General features: G+C 28.6%; 13 protein-coding genes and 1 pseudogene. 5 read left to right on the top strand and 9 right to left on the bottom strand.

All coding sequences use genetic code 11. From position 1 onward, the window contains the following. Positions 1–125: 125 nt before the first annotated feature. Positions 126–1535: a TlpA family protein disulfide reductase gene (locus ACH2BO_RS02220; RefSeq protein ID WP_395043130.1), complete on the bottom strand. Its 1410-nt coding sequence runs from the start codon at positions 1533–1535 to the stop codon at positions 126–128. A 199-nt stretch (positions 1536–1734) separates the two neighbouring features. Between ACH2BO_RS02220 and ACH2BO_RS02215 the strand changes: the two genes are divergently transcribed. Beyond that, positions 1735–3354, top strand: a complete 1620-nt coding sequence (locus ACH2BO_RS02215) for an ABC-F family ATP-binding cassette domain-containing protein (protein ID WP_395043129.1) — start codon at positions 1735–1737, stop codon at positions 3352–3354. An 86-nt stretch (positions 3355–3440) separates the two neighbouring features. Here ACH2BO_RS02215 and ACH2BO_RS02210 read toward each other — a convergent pair whose 3' ends face one another. The 7 genes from ACH2BO_RS02210 to uvrA form a co-directional block, all read right to left on the bottom strand. Then, on the bottom strand, positions 3441–5861 hold the full coding sequence (locus ACH2BO_RS02210; RefSeq protein ID WP_395043128.1) for a thiamine pyrophosphate-dependent enzyme: 2421 nt from the start codon (positions 5859–5861) through the stop codon (positions 3441–3443). 182 nt (positions 5862–6043) lie between these two features. Continuing rightward, positions 6044–8782 carry an aminopeptidase gene (locus tag ACH2BO_RS02205; RefSeq protein ID WP_395043127.1) on the bottom strand — a complete coding sequence of 913 codons (2739 nt, stop codon included), beginning with the start codon at positions 8780–8782 and terminating at the stop codon, positions 6044–6046. Positions 8783–8844: 62 nt separating this feature from the next. Continuing rightward, positions 8845–9735: a hypothetical protein gene (locus tag ACH2BO_RS02200; RefSeq protein ID WP_395043126.1), complete on the bottom strand. Its 891-nt coding sequence runs from the start codon at positions 9733–9735 to the stop codon at positions 8845–8847. Continuing rightward, positions 9735–11168, bottom strand: coding sequence for an MBOAT family O-acyltransferase (locus ACH2BO_RS02195; protein WP_395043125.1), 1434 nt, complete (start codon positions 11166–11168; stop codon positions 9735–9737). The genes ACH2BO_RS02200 and ACH2BO_RS02195 overlap by 1 nt, the downstream gene beginning before the upstream one ends. A gap of 70 nt (positions 11169–11238) precedes the next feature. Beyond that, the gene (locus ACH2BO_RS02190; protein ID WP_395043124.1) at positions 11239–11964 is read right to left on the bottom strand and encodes a TIGR00730 family Rossman fold protein; all 726 of its coding nucleotides are present in this window, start codon (positions 11962–11964) and stop codon (positions 11239–11241) included. A gap of 117 nt (positions 11965–12081) precedes the next feature. After that, entirely contained in the window at positions 12082–12624 is a 543-nt protein-coding gene (locus tag ACH2BO_RS02185; protein WP_395043123.1) for a GNAT family N-acetyltransferase, read from the bottom strand. Between the two features lie 12 nt (positions 12625–12636). Beyond that, the gene (uvrA, locus tag ACH2BO_RS02180; RefSeq protein WP_395043122.1) at positions 12637–15468 is read right to left on the bottom strand and encodes an excinuclease ABC subunit UvrA; all 2832 of its coding nucleotides are present in this window, start codon (positions 15466–15468) and stop codon (positions 12637–12639) included. A 138-nt stretch (positions 15469–15606) separates the two neighbouring features. On the opposite strand from uvrA, the gene ACH2BO_RS02175 reads away from it, so the two are divergent. Together ACH2BO_RS02175 and ACH2BO_RS02170 are read left to right on the top strand one after the other, a co-directional pair. After that, positions 15607–16068: a transcriptional regulator gene (locus ACH2BO_RS02175; protein ID WP_395043121.1), complete on the top strand. Its 462-nt coding sequence runs from the start codon at positions 15607–15609 to the stop codon at positions 16066–16068. Positions 16069–16098: 30 nt separating this feature from the next. Continuing rightward, complete coding sequence (locus tag ACH2BO_RS02170) at positions 16099–16716, top strand: nucleotidyl transferase AbiEii/AbiGii toxin family protein (RefSeq protein WP_395043131.1); 618 nt, start codon at positions 16099–16101, stop codon at positions 16714–16716. On the opposite strand, the gene ACH2BO_RS02165 is transcribed toward ACH2BO_RS02170, so the two are convergent. Further along, a complete protein-coding gene (locus ACH2BO_RS02165) occupies positions 16697–16831 on the bottom strand; it encodes a hypothetical protein (protein WP_395043132.1) in 135 nt (44 codons plus the stop codon). The two genes, ACH2BO_RS02170 and ACH2BO_RS02165, sit on opposite strands and share 20 nt — an antisense overlap. Positions 16832–16996: 165 nt before the next feature. Between ACH2BO_RS02165 and ACH2BO_RS02160 the strand changes: the two genes are divergently transcribed. Together ACH2BO_RS02160 and ACH2BO_RS02155 are read left to right on the top strand one after the other, a co-directional pair. After that, the gene (locus ACH2BO_RS02160) at positions 16997–17608 is read left to right on the top strand and encodes a peptidylprolyl isomerase (protein WP_395043120.1); all 612 of its coding nucleotides are present in this window, start codon (positions 16997–16999) and stop codon (positions 17606–17608) included. Positions 17609–17612: 4 nt separating this feature from the next. Further along, positions 17613–17921 (top strand): annotated as a pseudogene (locus ACH2BO_RS02155) (hypothetical protein); the annotation flags it as partial.

Raw genomic sequence — 17921 nt, 5'->3', positions numbered from 1 at the left:
TCGAAAAAGGAAATAAGTAAAAAAGTACGAAATAAGAAGTAAATATTATAAAAAACAAAAAGCCGATTTACGTTAGAAAATCGGCTTTTATATTTAATAAAGTCTTACAATATAATATCTTGTACTTATTTCAAGTTTTCTTCAAATTTTATATCGAATATATTTGTAAAAGCATTAATAATTTTTTTGTCTTTATTAATTACTATTGTTCTATGAATTTTTGTAATAGCCCATTTTGATTTAATGTTTTCAAAATCAATGCAATGGTATTCTTGAATTCCGCTAAAGTTATATTTAGAAAGTGTTTCTTTCCATTTTTGTTCAGTGTCATTTAAATTTATTGCTATAAATTCAAAATTCGGATGCTTCTTTTTAAAATCTAATATTTTTTTATGTGCTTCAACCATATGTGAATTTGCACTTTCTGTCCAAAAAAAGAAAACAGTATTCGTTTTTATTAAATCATCTGAGGAAACTGTCTTACCATTTACATCCATTAAATTAATTTCTGGCAAATCAAAGTTTGGTTTTAATAATTGTATGGCGTTTCCAATTTTTATTATTTCATTTTTCTGGCTTTTATCAGTAGAAAATTTGTGATATGTATCTAAAAATAAATTATTATTTACCATATTTTGATCTTCTAACAGATATTGAAAAGCTATAGAATTTAAAACCATATTTTTTACCTTTTCGTTTTTTATTAAAGAATCTGCAACATTCAATTTATTGATATTGTTTTTCAACGACAAGTCAATATTAGATAAATGATTGTGATATTTAATCTCGGCCATATTATTTAACATATGACTAAGATACATTACATAAGGAGAAAAATCTGTTAATGCTTCATTATTATAATCTATTTTACTTCTAAAACTATAGTAGTCTTTAGGTAGTTTTTCGATTACATCTTTACCAGTTCGCATCTTATGAACAAAAGGATAAATTTCTTTTTTGGTATAATGAGGAAAATCTAATGAAGCTTTGGCATATATATCAAATTCATCGTTCCAGTCGATTTCTTTTTTCTTTGAATTATAAAATTTTAGATTATTATTATATATTGAATTTACAGTTTTATCAAATTTATCAAAATCATAATCAAAAACTTCAAACATTTTGTTTCTGTCTTTTTCGTTTCTTAAATACATTTCCATTAAAAAATTATTTTTTTCATCACCTCGACCACAAAAAACAATTGATTCGTCAAAATCTTTAGAATTAATATTAACCATTAAACTATCATTTTTGTCAAAATAAATATATTGGTATTCTGGTTCGTGTTTAAAAGTGTATAATCCAGGAGTTAAGGAATCAAATTTTTTAAAGAAAGTATTATCATTTTTTAGTTTAATTGTATCAATAACTTTATTGTTTTTACAAAAAAGCACATAACGATTTACCGGATTTGTAACTTCTCCACCAAAATATGCCACATAATTATTTCCTGAAAATTCCTTTTTGCAAGAACTCATCAAGGTTAATAAAACGGAAGCAATGAAAAATAATTTTATGTTGGGCGATAGGTTCATTAATAAATAATCTATTAAAAACAAATATATTGTGTTGTATTAGAAAATTTTGTTAATCATTAGTTAAATAAAACTTATTAAATTAAAAAAACTGAAACAATATATGATTTAAAATTACTTTCAAATTTGCTGTATTACATGCCAATTAGCTGAACACTTTTCACTACTTTTGCACAAAATTTAATACTAATTATTTTATATGTTATCAGTTTCTAATTTGTCGGTTCAATTTGGTAAAAGAATATTATTTGACGATGTAAATACAACCTTTACACAAGGCAATTGCTACGGAATTATTGGTGCAAATGGCGCAGGAAAATCTACTTTTTTAAAGATTTTATCAGGCGAATTTGATCCAACATCTGGTCATATTCATCTTGAACCAGGAAAACGTATGTCGGTTTTAAACCAAAATCACAATGTGTTTGACGAGCATACCGTTTTAGAAACTGTATTGATGGGTAACAAAGTTTTATTTGCAATTAAGCAAGAAATGGATGCTTTGTATGCCGATTATACTGATGATAAAGTAGATAGAATAGGAGAGTTGCAAGTAAAATTTGAAGAAATGAACGGTTGGAATGCCGATTCTGCAGCAGCTTCAATGCTTTCTAATCTTGGTATTACTGAAGAATTTCACTATACTTTAATGGCTGATTTGGACGGAAAATTAAAAGTTCGTGTGCTTCTTGCACAAGCTTTATTTGGAAATCCTGACGTATTAATTATGGATGAGCCAACAAATGATTTAGATTTTGAAACCATTACTTGGCTTGAAAATTTCTTGGCAAACTATGAAAATACAGTTATTGTAGTTTCACACGACAGACACTTTTTAGACTCAGTTTGTACTCATATTTCTGATATTGATTTTTCTAAAATTAATCACTTTTCTGGAAATTACACCTTTTGGTATGAATCTAGTCAGTTAGCAGCAAAACAAAAAGCACAACAAAATAAGAAAGCCGAAGAAAAGAAAGCCGAATTGGAAGAATTTATTCGTCGTTTTAGTGCCAATGTTGCCAAATCTAAACAAGCAACTTCTCGTAAAAAAATGATTGACAAATTAAATTTGGATGAAATTCGTCCTTCTAGTCGTCGTTATCCTGCCATTATTTTTGATGTTGAAAGAGAAGCTGGAGATCAAATTTTACATGTAGAAAATCTAGCTGCATCAATAGATGGAGAAGTTTTGTTTAAAAATGTAGATTTGAATATGGCAAAAGGCGATAAAATAGTAGTTTTCTCTAAAGATTCTAGAGCTACAACAGCTTTTTATGAAATATTAAATGGTAATCAAGTTGCCGATGCAGGAACTTTTGATTGGGGAATTACTACAAATCAATCTTATTTACCTAATGATAACAGTAACTTCTTTACAGATGGAAGTTTGAATCTTGTTGATTGGTTGCGTCAATTTGTAAAAACAGAAGAAGAACGCGATGAAGTTTACGTTCGTGGTTTTCTTGGAAAAATGATTTTCTCTGGAGAAGAAGCATTAAAAAAATGTACAGTACTTTCTGGAGGAGAAAAAGTGCGTTGTATGTTATCAAGAATGATGATGATTCGTGCCAATGTTTTAATGCTAGATGAACCAACAAATCACTTAGATTTAGAGTCGATAACTGCATTTAATAATTCTTTAAAAAACTTTAAAGGTTCGGTTTTAATAACAACTCACGATCACGAATTTGCTCAAACAGTTGGAAACAGAGTTTTAGAAATTACTCCAAAAGGTGTAATTGATAGGTACATGACATTTGATGATTATCTTGATAATGAAGGCGTTCAAGAATTGAGAAAGAAGATGTATTCTTAAATTGATTATAGCTTTTTTATCAACTAGTGCAAAACCCTTTAATTTAAAATTAATTAAAGGGTTTTGAAATTTAATATGTTTAATGATTAATACAAACTAGGAAAAACATTTGGTTTAGATTCACTCATTATAGCATAAACTTTTTCATAAATATCTTCAATCGATGGTTTTGAAAAATAATCACCATCAGTTCCATAAGCTGGTCTGTGTGGTTTTGAGGCAAGTGTTTGTGGTGCAGAATCTAAATATTTGTAAGCATTTTGAACTTCTAAAATTTCTTGCAAAATATAAGCACTTGCTCCACCAGGAACATCTTCGTCAATAACGAGAAGGCGGTTGGTTTTAGCAATACTTTTTACAATATCATGATTTATATCAAATGGCAATAACGATTGTATATCAATTACTTCACAGCTAATTCCAACAGTTTCTAATTCTTTAGCAGCAATTTCTACTAAACGCAATGTTGAACCATAAGAAACCAAAGTAATATCTTTTCCTTCTTTAATAGTTTCTACTACGCCAATTTGGGTTTTAAATTCTCCTAAATTGGTAGGCATTTTTTCTTTTAATCTATATCCATTTAAACATTCAATTACTAATGCTGGTTCGTCTTTTTCTAATAAAGTATTGTAAAATCCTGCGGCTTTTGTCATATTTCTTGGTACCAATACATGAATACCTCTAATAGCATTTATTATCATTCCCATTGGCGATCCAGAATGCCAAATTCCTTCTAATCTGTGACCACGAGTTCTAATAATTAATGGTGATTTTTGTCTTCCAGCAGTTCTATACTGTAATGTTGCTAAATCATCACTCATGATTTGAATTGCATATAAAAGATAATCTAAATACTGAATTTCAGCAATTGGACGTAAACCACGCATTGCCATTCCAATTCCTTGACCAATTATACTTGCTTCACGAATTCCAACATCGGCAACACGAAGTTCGCCATATTTTTCTTGCATTCCTTCTAATCCTTGATTTACATCACCAATATTTCCTGCATCTTCTCCAAATATTAACGACTCAGGATATTTAGTAAAAATGGCATCAAAGTTATCTCTTAAAACTAAGCGAGCATCAACTTCTTCTGCACCATCAATATAATTAGGAGCAACTTCTTTGGAATTTAATATATTTTTTTCAGATTGTGAAAATAAATGTGAACTGAACTTAGGTTGAATTTTATCAGTATATTCTAAAATCCATTCTGATAATAATTGTTTACTTGACTTTTCATGATGTGTTTCTATATCAACAACTAAACGAAGTGTTTTACGAGCTGAAACTAAAATGTCTTTTCTAATAGGTTCTTTTATTGAAGCTAAATCGGAAGCAATTTTTTCAATAAAAATTTTATTTTCACTTGAAGTAGCAATACTATTTAATAAATCAACTAATTCCTTTTGCTCCTCTTTCTTTGGAGTTACAAATGCTGTCCAAGCTGCTTTTTTACCTTCTAGAACATCTTTTTTTGCTTGATTTTCAATTTCGTCTAATTCTTTTGTTGATGCTAAATTATTATCAATTAACCATAATTTCATTTGACGTAAACAATCAAAATTTTCTTCCCATTCAAGTCGTTCTGCATTTTTGTATCGCTCATGACTTCCAGAGGTTGAATGTCCTTGTGGTTGTGTAAGCTCTTGAACGTGAATTAATACAGGAACATGTTCTTCACGAGCAACTTGTGCCGCTTTTTCATAGGTTGCAACCAAAGATGGATAATCCCAACCTTTTACTGTTAGAATTTCGAATCCTTTATTTTCTTCATCACGTTGAAATCCTTTTAGAATTTCAGATATATTTTCTTTTGTAGTTTGATGTTTTGCATGTACAGAAATTCCATATTCGTCATCCCAAACACTCATTACCATTGGCACTTGAAGAACTCCAGCTGCATTTATTGTTTCAAAAAACAATCCTTCAGATGTTGAAGCATTTCCAATTGTTCCCCAAGCAATTTCGTTTCCTTTATCAGAAAAGTTAGTTTGATTTATTCCAGAAACAGTTCTATAAATTTTAGAAGCTTGTGCTAAACCCAAAAGGCGAGGCATTTGTCCAGCAGTTGGAGAAATATCTGCGCTAGAATTTTTTTGTTGAGTTAGGTTTTTCCAATTTCCGTTTTCGTCTAATGAATGTGTTGCAAAATGTCCTCCCATTTGTCTTCCAGCACTCATTGGATCAAAATTTATATCGGTATGGCCATATAATCCGGCAAAAAATTGCTCAATATTCATGGCTCCAATTGCCATCATAAAAGTTTGGTCGCGATAATAACCAGAACGAAAATCACCATTTTTAAATGCTTTTGCCAAGGCAAGTTGTGGCACTTCTTTTCCGTCACCAAAGATTCCGAATTTTGCTTTTCCTGTTAGCACTTCACGTCGTCCAAGTAAACTACATTCTCTACTTATAGTTGCAATTTTATAATCGTTTAAAACTTCGGTTTTGAAATCTTCAAAAGTAATTTCGACTTTGTTTTGTGTTTCGGTCATAATTAAAAATCTTCTTAATCAACAAATTTAATAAAAAAGTAGTAATTTTTTCATTTATAACGAAAAATATTATTCAAGTATTGATAATTAAATGATGCTTTTTTGTTGTATAGTTGATTTTAATTCATGAAAAAGCTATGATTTGCTTTAAAAATTCAAAAACAACTTAGTTTTAATAACAATTAGAACCATTTTCGTGTAAAAAGCTTGGTTAATGTTTTAGGTGAAAAAGTGACTACAAACCTTATTTTTTCTCCATAGTTTGGTTGTGCAATTTCCCAACCATTGCTAGAATATACTGGTAAATAAAGTTCAAAAAAATCGGTTACTAGATTAAGTCGAATTCCAGAATCATAAATGAATTTTTCTTTTACAAATTTATTTTTTACAATTCCAATATCACCATAAACTTCAATCCAGTTCCAAACACTAAAACCAGAATTTAAAGTTGCTATCCATTTATTGGCATATCTTGATTGTAATATCGATTTAAAACCACCTTCGGCAATAATAATTTGTTGGCTAAAAATACCTGTGCTTTCTGACCTTCCAAGATAATCATAATCAAATAAATAATCAGTTGGTCTGTCAATTCCGAAACTAAAAAACTCTGAATTAGTATTTTTATATAAAAAACTACCAGCATATAATCTTAAATTTATTTGTCGGTTATTATTAAATAGTTTTCTGTATTCAACTTGTGCTGCTAATTTTCCAAATTTATTTGAAGCTTCAAAGTCTGTTTGAAAACTAATATGGTTAGTGGCTTCGGTTTTATTATTGAGATATTTAAAATTAAAAATAGAATAGTTTTGCTCTGTATTATCAATGGCAACAAAATTAGACTTTTCTCTATTTACTGTAACTTGTCTAAACAATAAAGATTGAACTCTGTTGTCGCGAAGGTTGTTTTCTCTAATTCTTAAAGTTACAGATGGATTTAATTTTGTATAAAAAGCATCTTGAGCATAGTGAAATATTGAACCACTTAATGAATATCTAATTAGGAATAATTTTTTATCTCTATTATATTGATTTACAGCAACAAAACCAGATCCAGATAAATTACTAGTTTTAGTTGAAAAAGTGGGATTAATATCGAAATTAAATGGCTTATCAAGTATTGTTTTATTGTGTAATCTCATTCCCGGTAGGAAGCCATCATAAATATTAAATTGCAATGTAGGTACATATAAAATTTGATTATAATAAGGATCTTCTAAATCCTTCATGAAGTTAAATTTTAATGGTTTATTTAAAATTTTTAATGGTTTTAATGATTTCCAATTGTTTCGTAAATTAAATTCGGGAACTTCGTTTTTATAATTTATGACAATTTTATCAGCATTATTTCTTTCAAAAGTATAAATACTATCTTTTTTTATTTTATCAATCCATTTTTTAAAAACAATTTTATTATTCTTTAAACCATATATTGGTATCGGTACATGGGTATCTGTTTTATTGGTTAATGAAAATGAGATACTGTCTTTAGTTTTTGATAATCTATCAAATTTATAATCTATAATTTCTCTCGAATCAATAATTGTCTTAAAATACCAATCAACATTTTTATTTGAATTTGAAGTTATACTGTTTTCAAAATCTTTTCTTGTAGTTTGTTTTACTTTATTTAATTCATAAAATGATTTAATACTATTGGGTACAATTTCGTTTTCTAAGTAACTGTCAAGGTATTTCAAGCTTAAACCAGCTCTATATTTTGACGCAATTTTTTCGTTAAATTTTATCAAAGTTGTTTTGGAATCACCAAGTGGTTGATCTAGGTTTTTTCGAGCCATTAGCATATAAAAGTAGCTGTATTGTTCATTAAAATCTAAAGATACAAGATGGTAACCACGAAGTAGTTTTAACTTTGCAACACTACCCATCATTTTTGCATTTGGATAATATTCATCAATATATTTCATCATATTATAGATTTGAATACCATCAATTATCCAATTGTCTTTTCGTGAATCTATTTGCAAAGTATTTCGCAGATAATTGTTTAAATAGGTTTTTAAAAATTTTAATTCAAATATGAAACTATCTTCAAAAGGACTAATAAATGTTGGTAACTGATTTAATCCATAAAACGGATTTCGCTCATAATCTGCTTGAGAAACAGTAATGTTTTCGTTTGGATATGTTCCAATATTTTGTGTTACATAATTTACCACTTTGTCAATGGCCATTGCTTTTTGAATATTGTCTAATCTGCCTTCTTTTAAATTGCAGAATACATTTATATTTTTATTTTTATAGCTAGAAAAAGTGATGTTTTTTTCTAAAAATAATGAAAAATCGATTCTGTTTTTTCCAATTAAATAGTGTGTATTATTTTCAACTTTTAAAGTGTTTAATTCAGTAATAATTGTATATCCATCAGGAACTTTAAACTCTATTTCGAAGTTGGATGATGAATTTGTAATATCATCTAAGTTGGCATTACTGTTTCTAATAAAGTCATTGTTTTCATAACGTGAAGGTGTTAAAAACCAATTTTTTAAATTAAAATTTCCATTTTCGGCATATCCATATTTGGTATATTTATCACTCGGAATTTTTAATATATATGATATGAAAAGTTTAATTTTTTGGTAAGGAAGTAATTTATTTTTTAATTGAATTTCTATTAAATCTGGATGCTTACTACTTCTAATCCAAGATAAAATAGACTTGTTTTCATCAATAAATGTTATGTTATTTGTGCTTCCTCTTTCTTTATCTGAAGCTAAATGAAAATTTCTAACAAACTCATCAGAAAAACGTTTTGCCAAAGGTGTGTTTTTATCTGAATATGAATTGTTCCAATCGTTTAAAACAATAGTGCTAAGACTGTCATTAGATTCATTACTGAATGTTAATTCTTGATAAACGTTTAAGGTTTTTTTTTCTATATCAATTTCAACATTCATTTTAGAATGATGCTGCGAATAGGAAGCGAAACAGAACAAAAAGAATATGTAGGTAATTTTTTTCAATGGGTTTCTTTGGGTTTAAAATAGCTTGAAAATATTACTTTTGTAAATTCAATTGCACCTTTATTATTTAAATGTCCACAAGATGCAAAATATTTATCATCGGTTACTGCATTTTCAAAATTACGAATTTCTGGATATATTAGTTTTATTTGGTCAAAATATTCCCTATTAATAGTGCTTTTGCACATTGGAGTTGTTATTGCAATCAAATTTATATTATTCTTTTTGCAAATTATCTTAATTTCTTCATAAGCTTTATTCTTTTTAGGATAGTATTTTGATAAATCAGCCGGAATTAATTTCTTCTGATTTTTCATTAATGGATAATAACCATCATTATCTAATGCATTTGTTTTTTTATGAATTGCAGTATTAAAAGCTTCTTTAAATCCAATTCGAGCATCATAATTCATATATCTGTAAAAAGGAACATACAGCAATTGATTGTATTCTGAAATGTTTTTATAATGATTTCTAATAGTTTTTGATTGTTGCAAATAAGGCATAAATAATGATCTAATCGCTTCTGAATGATCATTGGTATTGATGTTTAAATCAACTTGCAAAATTAGATTTTTGATTTTATAATTTCGTTCAACCATCATTTTCAGCATTAATGAAGATTCTTCTAATCTTGAACGCGTTAAACCAAAATTGAAAGTCTTGTATCCATAATCATTGAATATTTTTGGAACAAAATGATTGTTAACTCTTGATGATCCAAGAAAAACAACATCATAATTTTTATCTTTAGAATTGTATAAATAATCGATCTTTGTTCTTGAGTTAGAATTTAAATAAATTACTGTGTATAAAACATCTAGCAAAACCAATGTTAGAATTAGAATTGCTATAATTTTAAAAATAAATTGAATAAACTTTTTCATTAGAATTGAAAATAAATAAATTCTTTATAATCTGAGAAAACGCCTAATGCTAGTATTGCAGCCAAGCATAAAGCTAGTTTTATCCAACTATATTTGCCAGAAATGGGTTCAATTTTAGTTCTACTATTCCATTCTACAATGATAAATAATAATACTAAAATTATTAAATCATAATTATATCTTTCTATTTTAAAATATTGTTCAGAAAAATTTAAATCAGAAAACATTCTCTTAATGTAATATATGGCATCAGTTATTGTTTTTGACCTAAAAAATATCCAAGCAAAACATGTAATTGAAAAAGTAATTAAAATATTTAAAATTGTTTTAATAGATTCAAAATTAAATTTTAACAAAAAACCATCAACATTTTTTCTATTTCTTTTCAATAATAATAGTGGAAGAAAATATAACGCATTAATAAAACCCCAAGCAATATAGGTCATGTTTGCACCATGCCAAAATCCGCTAACTAAAAATATTATAAATGTATTTCTAATTTTAAACCACAAACTTCCGTTGCTTCCTCCAAGCGGAATGTATAAATAATCACGAAACCATGAGGAAAGTGAAATGTGCCATTTGCGCCAAAACTCTGCAATATCTCTAGAAAAATAAGGATAATTGAAATTTTTCAATAAGTCAATTCCAAATAATTTGGATGTTCCAAGAGCAATATCCGAATATCCAGAAAAGTCACCATAAATTTGAAATGCAAAATAAAATGCACCTAAAACTAATGATAATGAATTCATTGTAGTGTAATTATTGAAAATTTCGTTGGCATAAACAGCACAAGAATCGGCAATGACAATTTTCTTTACTAAACCCCAAATTATTTGATAAATTCCTTCTTTGGCTTTTTCAAGATTAAACTTTCTTCTTACTTTAATTTGCGGTAATAGGTGAGTGGCACGTTCAATTGGGCCAGCGACTAGTAGTGGAAAATAGCTTACAAATAAAGAATAATCAACAAAATTTTTTTCTGATTTTATTCTTTTGTAATAAATGTCAATAATATAAGATAATCCATGAAAAGTATAAAATGAAATACCAACAGGAAGAATTAATTTTAATAATATTGGACTTGCAGTTACTCCAAATGAATGAAGCATTTCTGAAAATGATGTTGCGAAAAAATTATAGTATTTAAATATTCCAAGAAATCCTAAATTGATTGAAATGCAAACCCAAAGCCACATTTTTCGTTCAGATTGTGTGGTGCTTTCTTCAATTTTCATTGCCGAAACGTAGTCTAATAAAGTTGAAAACACCAATAAAAATAAAAACCTCCAATCCCAACAGGCATAAAAATAATAACTCGCTAAAATTAAAATATAGTTTTGATTGATTTTTGATTTATTACCTACAAACCAATATAGTATAAAAACTATTGGGAGAAATAGTGCAAAATGAAATGAGTTAAAGAACATAAAATGTGAAATTATCAAAAATTCAAATTCCAAATTCCAAAAATGTTATTATTGAAATTTGGAATTTAAGTTAGAAATTTGGACTTAAATTATATTTTTTATAGAAATTATCTAATGCTTCAACCACTTCATCTTCGGTATCTACAATTTTTATAAGGTTTAAATCTTCTATATTTGCGTTATGTTCTTCGGAAATCATTACGTTTTTAACCCAATCCATAAGTCCTGACCAATAGTGTGAACCAACCAAAATAATAGGAAATTTTCCAATTTTCTTTGTTTGAATAAGTGTTATGGCTTCAAACATTTCATCAAGTGTACCAAAACCTCCAGGCATAACTACAAATCCTTGTGAATACTTGATAAACATAACTTTACGAACAAAAAAGTAATCAAAATTTAGGTTTTTGTCTTTATCAATATATGGATTATAATGTTGTTCAAATGGTAATTCAATATTTAACCCTACCGAAGTTCCGCCACCAGAATGTGCGCCTTTATTTCCAGCTTCCATAATTCCTGGTCCACCACCAGTTATAACTCCGTAACCAGCTTTACTGATTTTGAAAGCAATTTTTTCTGCTAGTAAATAATATTTATTGTCTGGTTTTGTTCTTGCCGAACCAAAAATCGAAACACAAGGTCCAATTCTTGCCATAGTTTCGTAACCGTTTACGAATTCTGACATGATTTTGAAAATTGCCCACGAGTCATTACTTCGTATTTCGTTCCAAGTTTTTTGTTGTAATTTATCTTTTATTAAATCGTCTTCGTTTGCAAATTCTTCAAATTTCATATTTTTTGTTTTTTTTATTATTTAGGAATTATTTTTATTACTTTTTGATTTAAAAAAACGTGCTAAAGTAATCCTTTTTAACATTATGGATATAATTTCTAACACCAAATATAATTTTTAATCTTTCCATTCCCATTTTAACAAAGAATAGCAAACAGAATCTTCATTTTTTCCATTTACAACATAATCTTCTCTCATAGTTCCTTCTTTTACAAAACCATAATGCAATAATAATTTTATTGAAGGAACATTTTCTGACGCAACCAATGCTTGAATTCTATGAAGATTTAATTCAGTAAAACCATAATTTAAAACACTTTTTAATGCTTCGGTCATTAATCCTTTTTGCTTATCTTTTTCGTGTAGCATATTGTAAAATACTTCTGCTCTTTTATGGGCTTCATTCCAAGAATGATAACCACATTCACCAATAGGTAAATTGGTTTGTTTATCAAATATTAAAAAAGAAAATGATGAAACTCTAAAAGATTCCATTCCTTTTTCGTGCATTTTTTTACTATGTTCATAACCATTTTCATCATAACCAAAATAGTTTATAATTTCTTCTTTAGTTTTGGTATTGAATAATTCGTGAATAATTTCAGGTGTTATAGATTTTAAAACTAGTCTATCTGTAATAATTTCAATTTGATTTTTCATGATAACTATTTATTAAACCAACTCTTTTTTCAAAAACTGAGCCGTATAACTTTTTTTATTCTTCACAATTTCTTCTGGCGTTCCTTTGCAAATAATTTCTCCGCCACCTTTTCCACCTTCCAAACCAACATCAATAATATAATCGGCAAGTTTTATTACGTCAAGATTGTGTTCAATAATTAAAACCGTATTTCCTTTGTCAACCAATCTGTTTATTACATCCATTAAAACTCTAATGTCTTCAAAATGCAAACCAGTTGTGGGTTCATCCATTATGTAAAAAGTGTTTCCTGTATCTTTTTTAGACAATTCTGCCGATAATTTTATACGCTGTGCTTCACCACCAGAAAGCGTTGTACTTTGTTGACCAAGAGTTATGTAACCCAAACCAACATCTTGCAAGGTTTTTACTTTTCGTTGAATTTTAGGAATATTTTCAAAAAACGGAACCGCTTCATCAATTGTCATGTTTAAAATATCTGAAATTGATTTTCCTTTAAATCTAATTTCCAGTGTTTCTCTGTTAAAACGTTTTCCAAGACAGGTTTCACATTCTACATAAACATCTGGCAAAAAGCTCATTTCAATTGTTCTTACTCCAGAACCTTCGCAAGTTTCACATCGTCCACCTTTTACATTAAAACTAAATCGTCCAGCTTTATAACCACGAATCATGGCTTCTGGAGTCATTGTAAATAGGTTTCTAACTTCGCTAAAAATGTCAGTATACGTTGCAGGATTACTTCTTGGCGTTCTTCCAATCGGACTTTGATCAATATCAATTACTTTGTCAATGTGTTCTAAACCTTCAATTTTTTTATAAGGCATTGGTTTTTTTACACCATTAAAAATATGTGCATTTAATATTGGATAAAGCGTTTCATTTATCAAAGTTGATTTTCCGCTTCCAGAAACTCCAGTTACTCCAATTAATTTTCCTAACGGAAATTCTACCGTTACATTTTTAAGATTATTTCCAGTTGCGCCAATTAGTTTTATAAATTTTCCGTTGCCTTCTCTACGCTTTTTAGGAATGTCAAATTTCATTTTTCCGTTAAGATATTGAGCAGTAATTGTATCTTCTTTCAATAATTCTTTTGGAGTTCCTTTACTGATAATGTTTCCACCATATTTTCCAGCTTTCGGTCCAATATCAATAACATAATCGGCACTTTCAATCATATCTTTATCGTGTTCTACAACTAAAACGGAGTTGCCAATATCACGAAGATTTTTCAAAGAATTTATCAATCGTTCATTATCACGTTGGTGTAATCCAATACTTGGTTCGTCCAGAATATAAAGAACTCCAACCAGTTGCGAGCCAATTTGTGTAGCCAAACGAATACGTTGCGCTTCGCCACCAGAAAGTGATTTTGAACTTCGGCTTAATGCCAAATAATTTAGTCCAACATCAATTAAAAACTTTAATCTGTCATTAATTTCTTTTAGAATTTCAGTGGCAATTGTTGTTTGCTTTTCAGATAATTTTGGTGGTAATTCTTTAAACCAAACTGTTAATTCTGAAATATCCATTGCTGATAATTGAGCAATATTTTGATTATCAATTTTAAAGAAAAGAGATTCTTTTTTTAATCGAGAACCATCGCAAACAGGACAATTTATTTCGTCCATAAATTCTTTTGCCCAACGTTTTATGGCAGTTGAAGTACTTTCGTCAAATTGGTTTTTTATAAATTTAGAAATTCCTTCAAAATCTATTTTATATTCTTTGGTAACGCCAGCAGATTTTGAAACAACCGAGAATTTTTCATTTCCACCATTCAAAATCATTTCCATTGCTTCATCAGAAATTTTTTCAATTGGATCAGTCAATTTGAAATCATATTTTTCACCAATAAGTTCCAATTGCTTGAACATCCAAGAACTTTTATATTCGCCAAGTGGAGCAAATCCACCTTTATTTATTGATAATTTAGGATTTGGAATTATTTTTTTTCTGTTAATTTCGTTTACAATTCCCAATCCGTTACAATGATCGCATGCACCTTTTGGAGAATTGAAAGAAAATAAATTTGGTTCTGGATTTTGATACGAAATTCCAGTTGTTGGACACATTAACGTTCTACTAAAAAAACGAACATCATCACTTTCATGTTCAATAACCATCATCACATTTTCGCCATGATACATTGCCGTTTTTATACTTTCTGCCAATCGTTTATTAGTATCTTCATCATTTTCGACTTGCAATCTGTCAATTACAATTTCGATATCGTGGGTTTTGTATCTGTCCAATTTCATTCCAGTTGTAATGTCTACAATTTTTCCGTTTACACGAACTTTTACAAAACCTTGTTTGGCAATTTGTTGAAATAATTCGGCATAATGACCTTTCCTTGCTCGAATAATTGGCGCCAAAACATTTATTCGCTTGCTAATAAAATTTTCTTTAATTAGATCTTTTATTTGATCATCAGAATAGGAAACCATTTTTTCGCCAGTATTGAAACTGTAAGCATCGGCAGCACGAGCAAATAATAATCTAAGAAAATCATAAATTTCGGTAATGGTTCCAACTGTTGAACGTGGCGATTTGCTTGTAGTTTTTTGTTCAATTGCGATTACTGGCGAAAGTCCATCAATTTTATCCACATCTGGTCGCTCTAATCCGCCAAGAAACTGTCTGGCATAAGCCGAAAAAGTTTCGATATAACGGCGTTGACCTTCGGCATAAATAGTATCAAATGCCAAAGATGATTTTCCAGAACCAGAAAGTCCAGTAATAACTACCAATTTTTCTCTTGGTATGGAAATATCTATATTTTTGAGATTATGAACTCTCGCTCCTAATACTTCAATAGTATTGTTGTTTTCTAACATAATTTTAAACAAAATGCAAAGTTACAACAATTGAATTTAGGTTTGCAACGCCAATTCGCAAAAGCTCGGGTTAGGTTTTAGAATTCTCCAAAATTTGATTTTTGGAGTTATGTAAACAATTTTGTTTATATTTGTGGTATGCAAACTACACTTGAAATCATAAAAGGGGTTCATCCAGGAAAATTCGTGGAACGAGAATTGTTGAAACAGAAAATCAACAAAAGGCAATTTGCTATTGCTATTGGAGAACATCCTCAAACATTAGGAGCTATTATTAACGGCAGCCGAAAAATGAATGTGGAATTATCACTTAAAATAGAAGAGAAATTGCAACTAGAAGATGGTTTTTTGATGACCTTGCAAGTTTTCTATGATGTAAAGCAAGCCAAGAAAAAAAATAGTTTAAAACCCGATATTTCAAAATTGAGCAAAGTTTTGTTTTGGGATACGACTTTTGACAAAATAGATTGGCAACAAATGAAGGTAGCGGTAATTAAACGTGTTTTTTCAAGAGGAACGAAAGAAGAAAAAGATGAAATTACCCGTTTTTATGGAGAAGATGTTGTAGAAAAAGTTAAATTATTAAAACATCAATTGTAATCTATTTTGGAAAATTTACATTGGAACACGGTGTCGCCTTTACTCAAAGAGATTCTACTGGATTTGATGCAGGAAGAAATTTTTTCGACTTTCAGATTAGTTGGCGGAACGGCTTTGAGTTTGCAAATTGGACACAGGATGTCGGTTGATATCGATATGTTTAGCGATGCAGATTATGGATCTATTGATTTTGATCGTATCAAAAATTTTCTGAAAAATAAATTTGCTTTTTATAGTTCAAGTCCCATAGATATTGTGGCTTTTGGAACTTATTTTAAAATTGGTTATTCTGAAAAAGATTGTATAAAATTGGATTTATATTACACCGATAATTATGTTTTTGAAGAACTCATTGTGGATGAAATTCGAATGGCTTCTATTGAAGAAATTATTGCAATGAAACTGGATATTGTATTGCGTGGTGGTAGAAAAAAAGATTTTTGGGATTTACATTATTTCTTAGAAAGAATACCACTTGATGAAATGATTTCGTACTTTCAAAAACGCTATCCATATAATGATGATCATTCAAAAATAAGGCAAATGTTCATCGATTTTACTGCTGCAGATTTAGATTTCGAGCCCAATTGTATGCTATCTAAAAACTGGGAACTCATTAAATTAGATTTTATAGAAAAATCTTTATAAATCCTGAAAGTCCAGTAATAACTACCAGTTTTTCTCTTGGAATGGAAATATCTATATTTTTGAGATTGTGAACTCTTGCACCTAAAACTTCAATAGTATTGTTGTTTTCTAACATTTTTTTATTGTATAATGTAAAATGTAGGCTGTATCATTTGAAAAAAATAAGCCAAATGCAAAAGTACAATTTTGAAAGGAAATTTCAGTTACTCAGATTAGAAGAATTTGTTAAAGATTTTTATATTTGAAGAAAAATAAAAAAAGTATGTTTTTAAAAAATAAAATGGTTTTACTTATTGTAATATTTAATTTTTTCAATTCATTTTCTCAAAAATTTGAAGATATTAATACTATTAAAGGAGCCGAAGAGTATATTCAAAATTATAGAGATAATATTCCTCCAATGAAAGAAGGAATTAGTGAAGAAGAAGCTACAAGCATATTTATAAATTATAATAATAAAGCACCAAAATTAGAAGAAATATTTACAAATAACGATAGTATAAGTTATTATAAAAATAAACTTAGCACATCTAAAAGTAAAGTGATTGATATTTCCAAATCAAGTTCAATGAGAGTAAGTTATGTTTTTTTAGATGGTTCAAAAATGAATGTACTTGATATTAATAAAATTAGAAAAACTATAATTTTAGATTATAAAAATGGAAGTTCATTTTCAATTTTAGCAAATAAATATACTATGGATGGCAATAAAGATGGTGATTTAGGTTGGTTTGAAGAAGGACAAATGGTAAAAATATTTGAAGATGAAATAAAAAAACACAAAAAAGACGAAATTTTTATAGTTGATATTCCAGAGGAGAATTGGTATTATGTTGTTTTGAAAACATTTGATTCAATAGAAAAAAATAAAATAACTTATTTAATAAAATAAAATCATGAACATACTAGGAATTGGATCAAGAATAAAACACTCAGAATTTGGACTTGGAGTTGTAACCAATGTAACCTCTAAACATTATTGGGTAACTTTTATAGAAAGCGGATTGGAAACTATAGACGTTGACAGTACATTTGAAATTATTGAAGCAGTTGATGGTGAAGTAGATACAGTTAGTTTTTATGAAGTTGAAAAAACATTGAAAAACTTATTGCAAAAATGGAGTGATATTAGTCAAGTTGTGCCTATTGCAGATAAATGGAAAGGCGGAAAAATTGTTTTAGAACCAGGAACACCAACCTCTAAC

The organism is Flavobacterium sp., from assembly GCF_043773265.1.
GTDB lineage: Bacteria > Bacteroidota > Bacteroidia > Flavobacteriales > Flavobacteriaceae > Flavobacterium.
The sequence above is the reverse complement of the archived record's forward strand: the minus strand, read 5'-3'. Positions and strand labels throughout refer to the sequence as shown.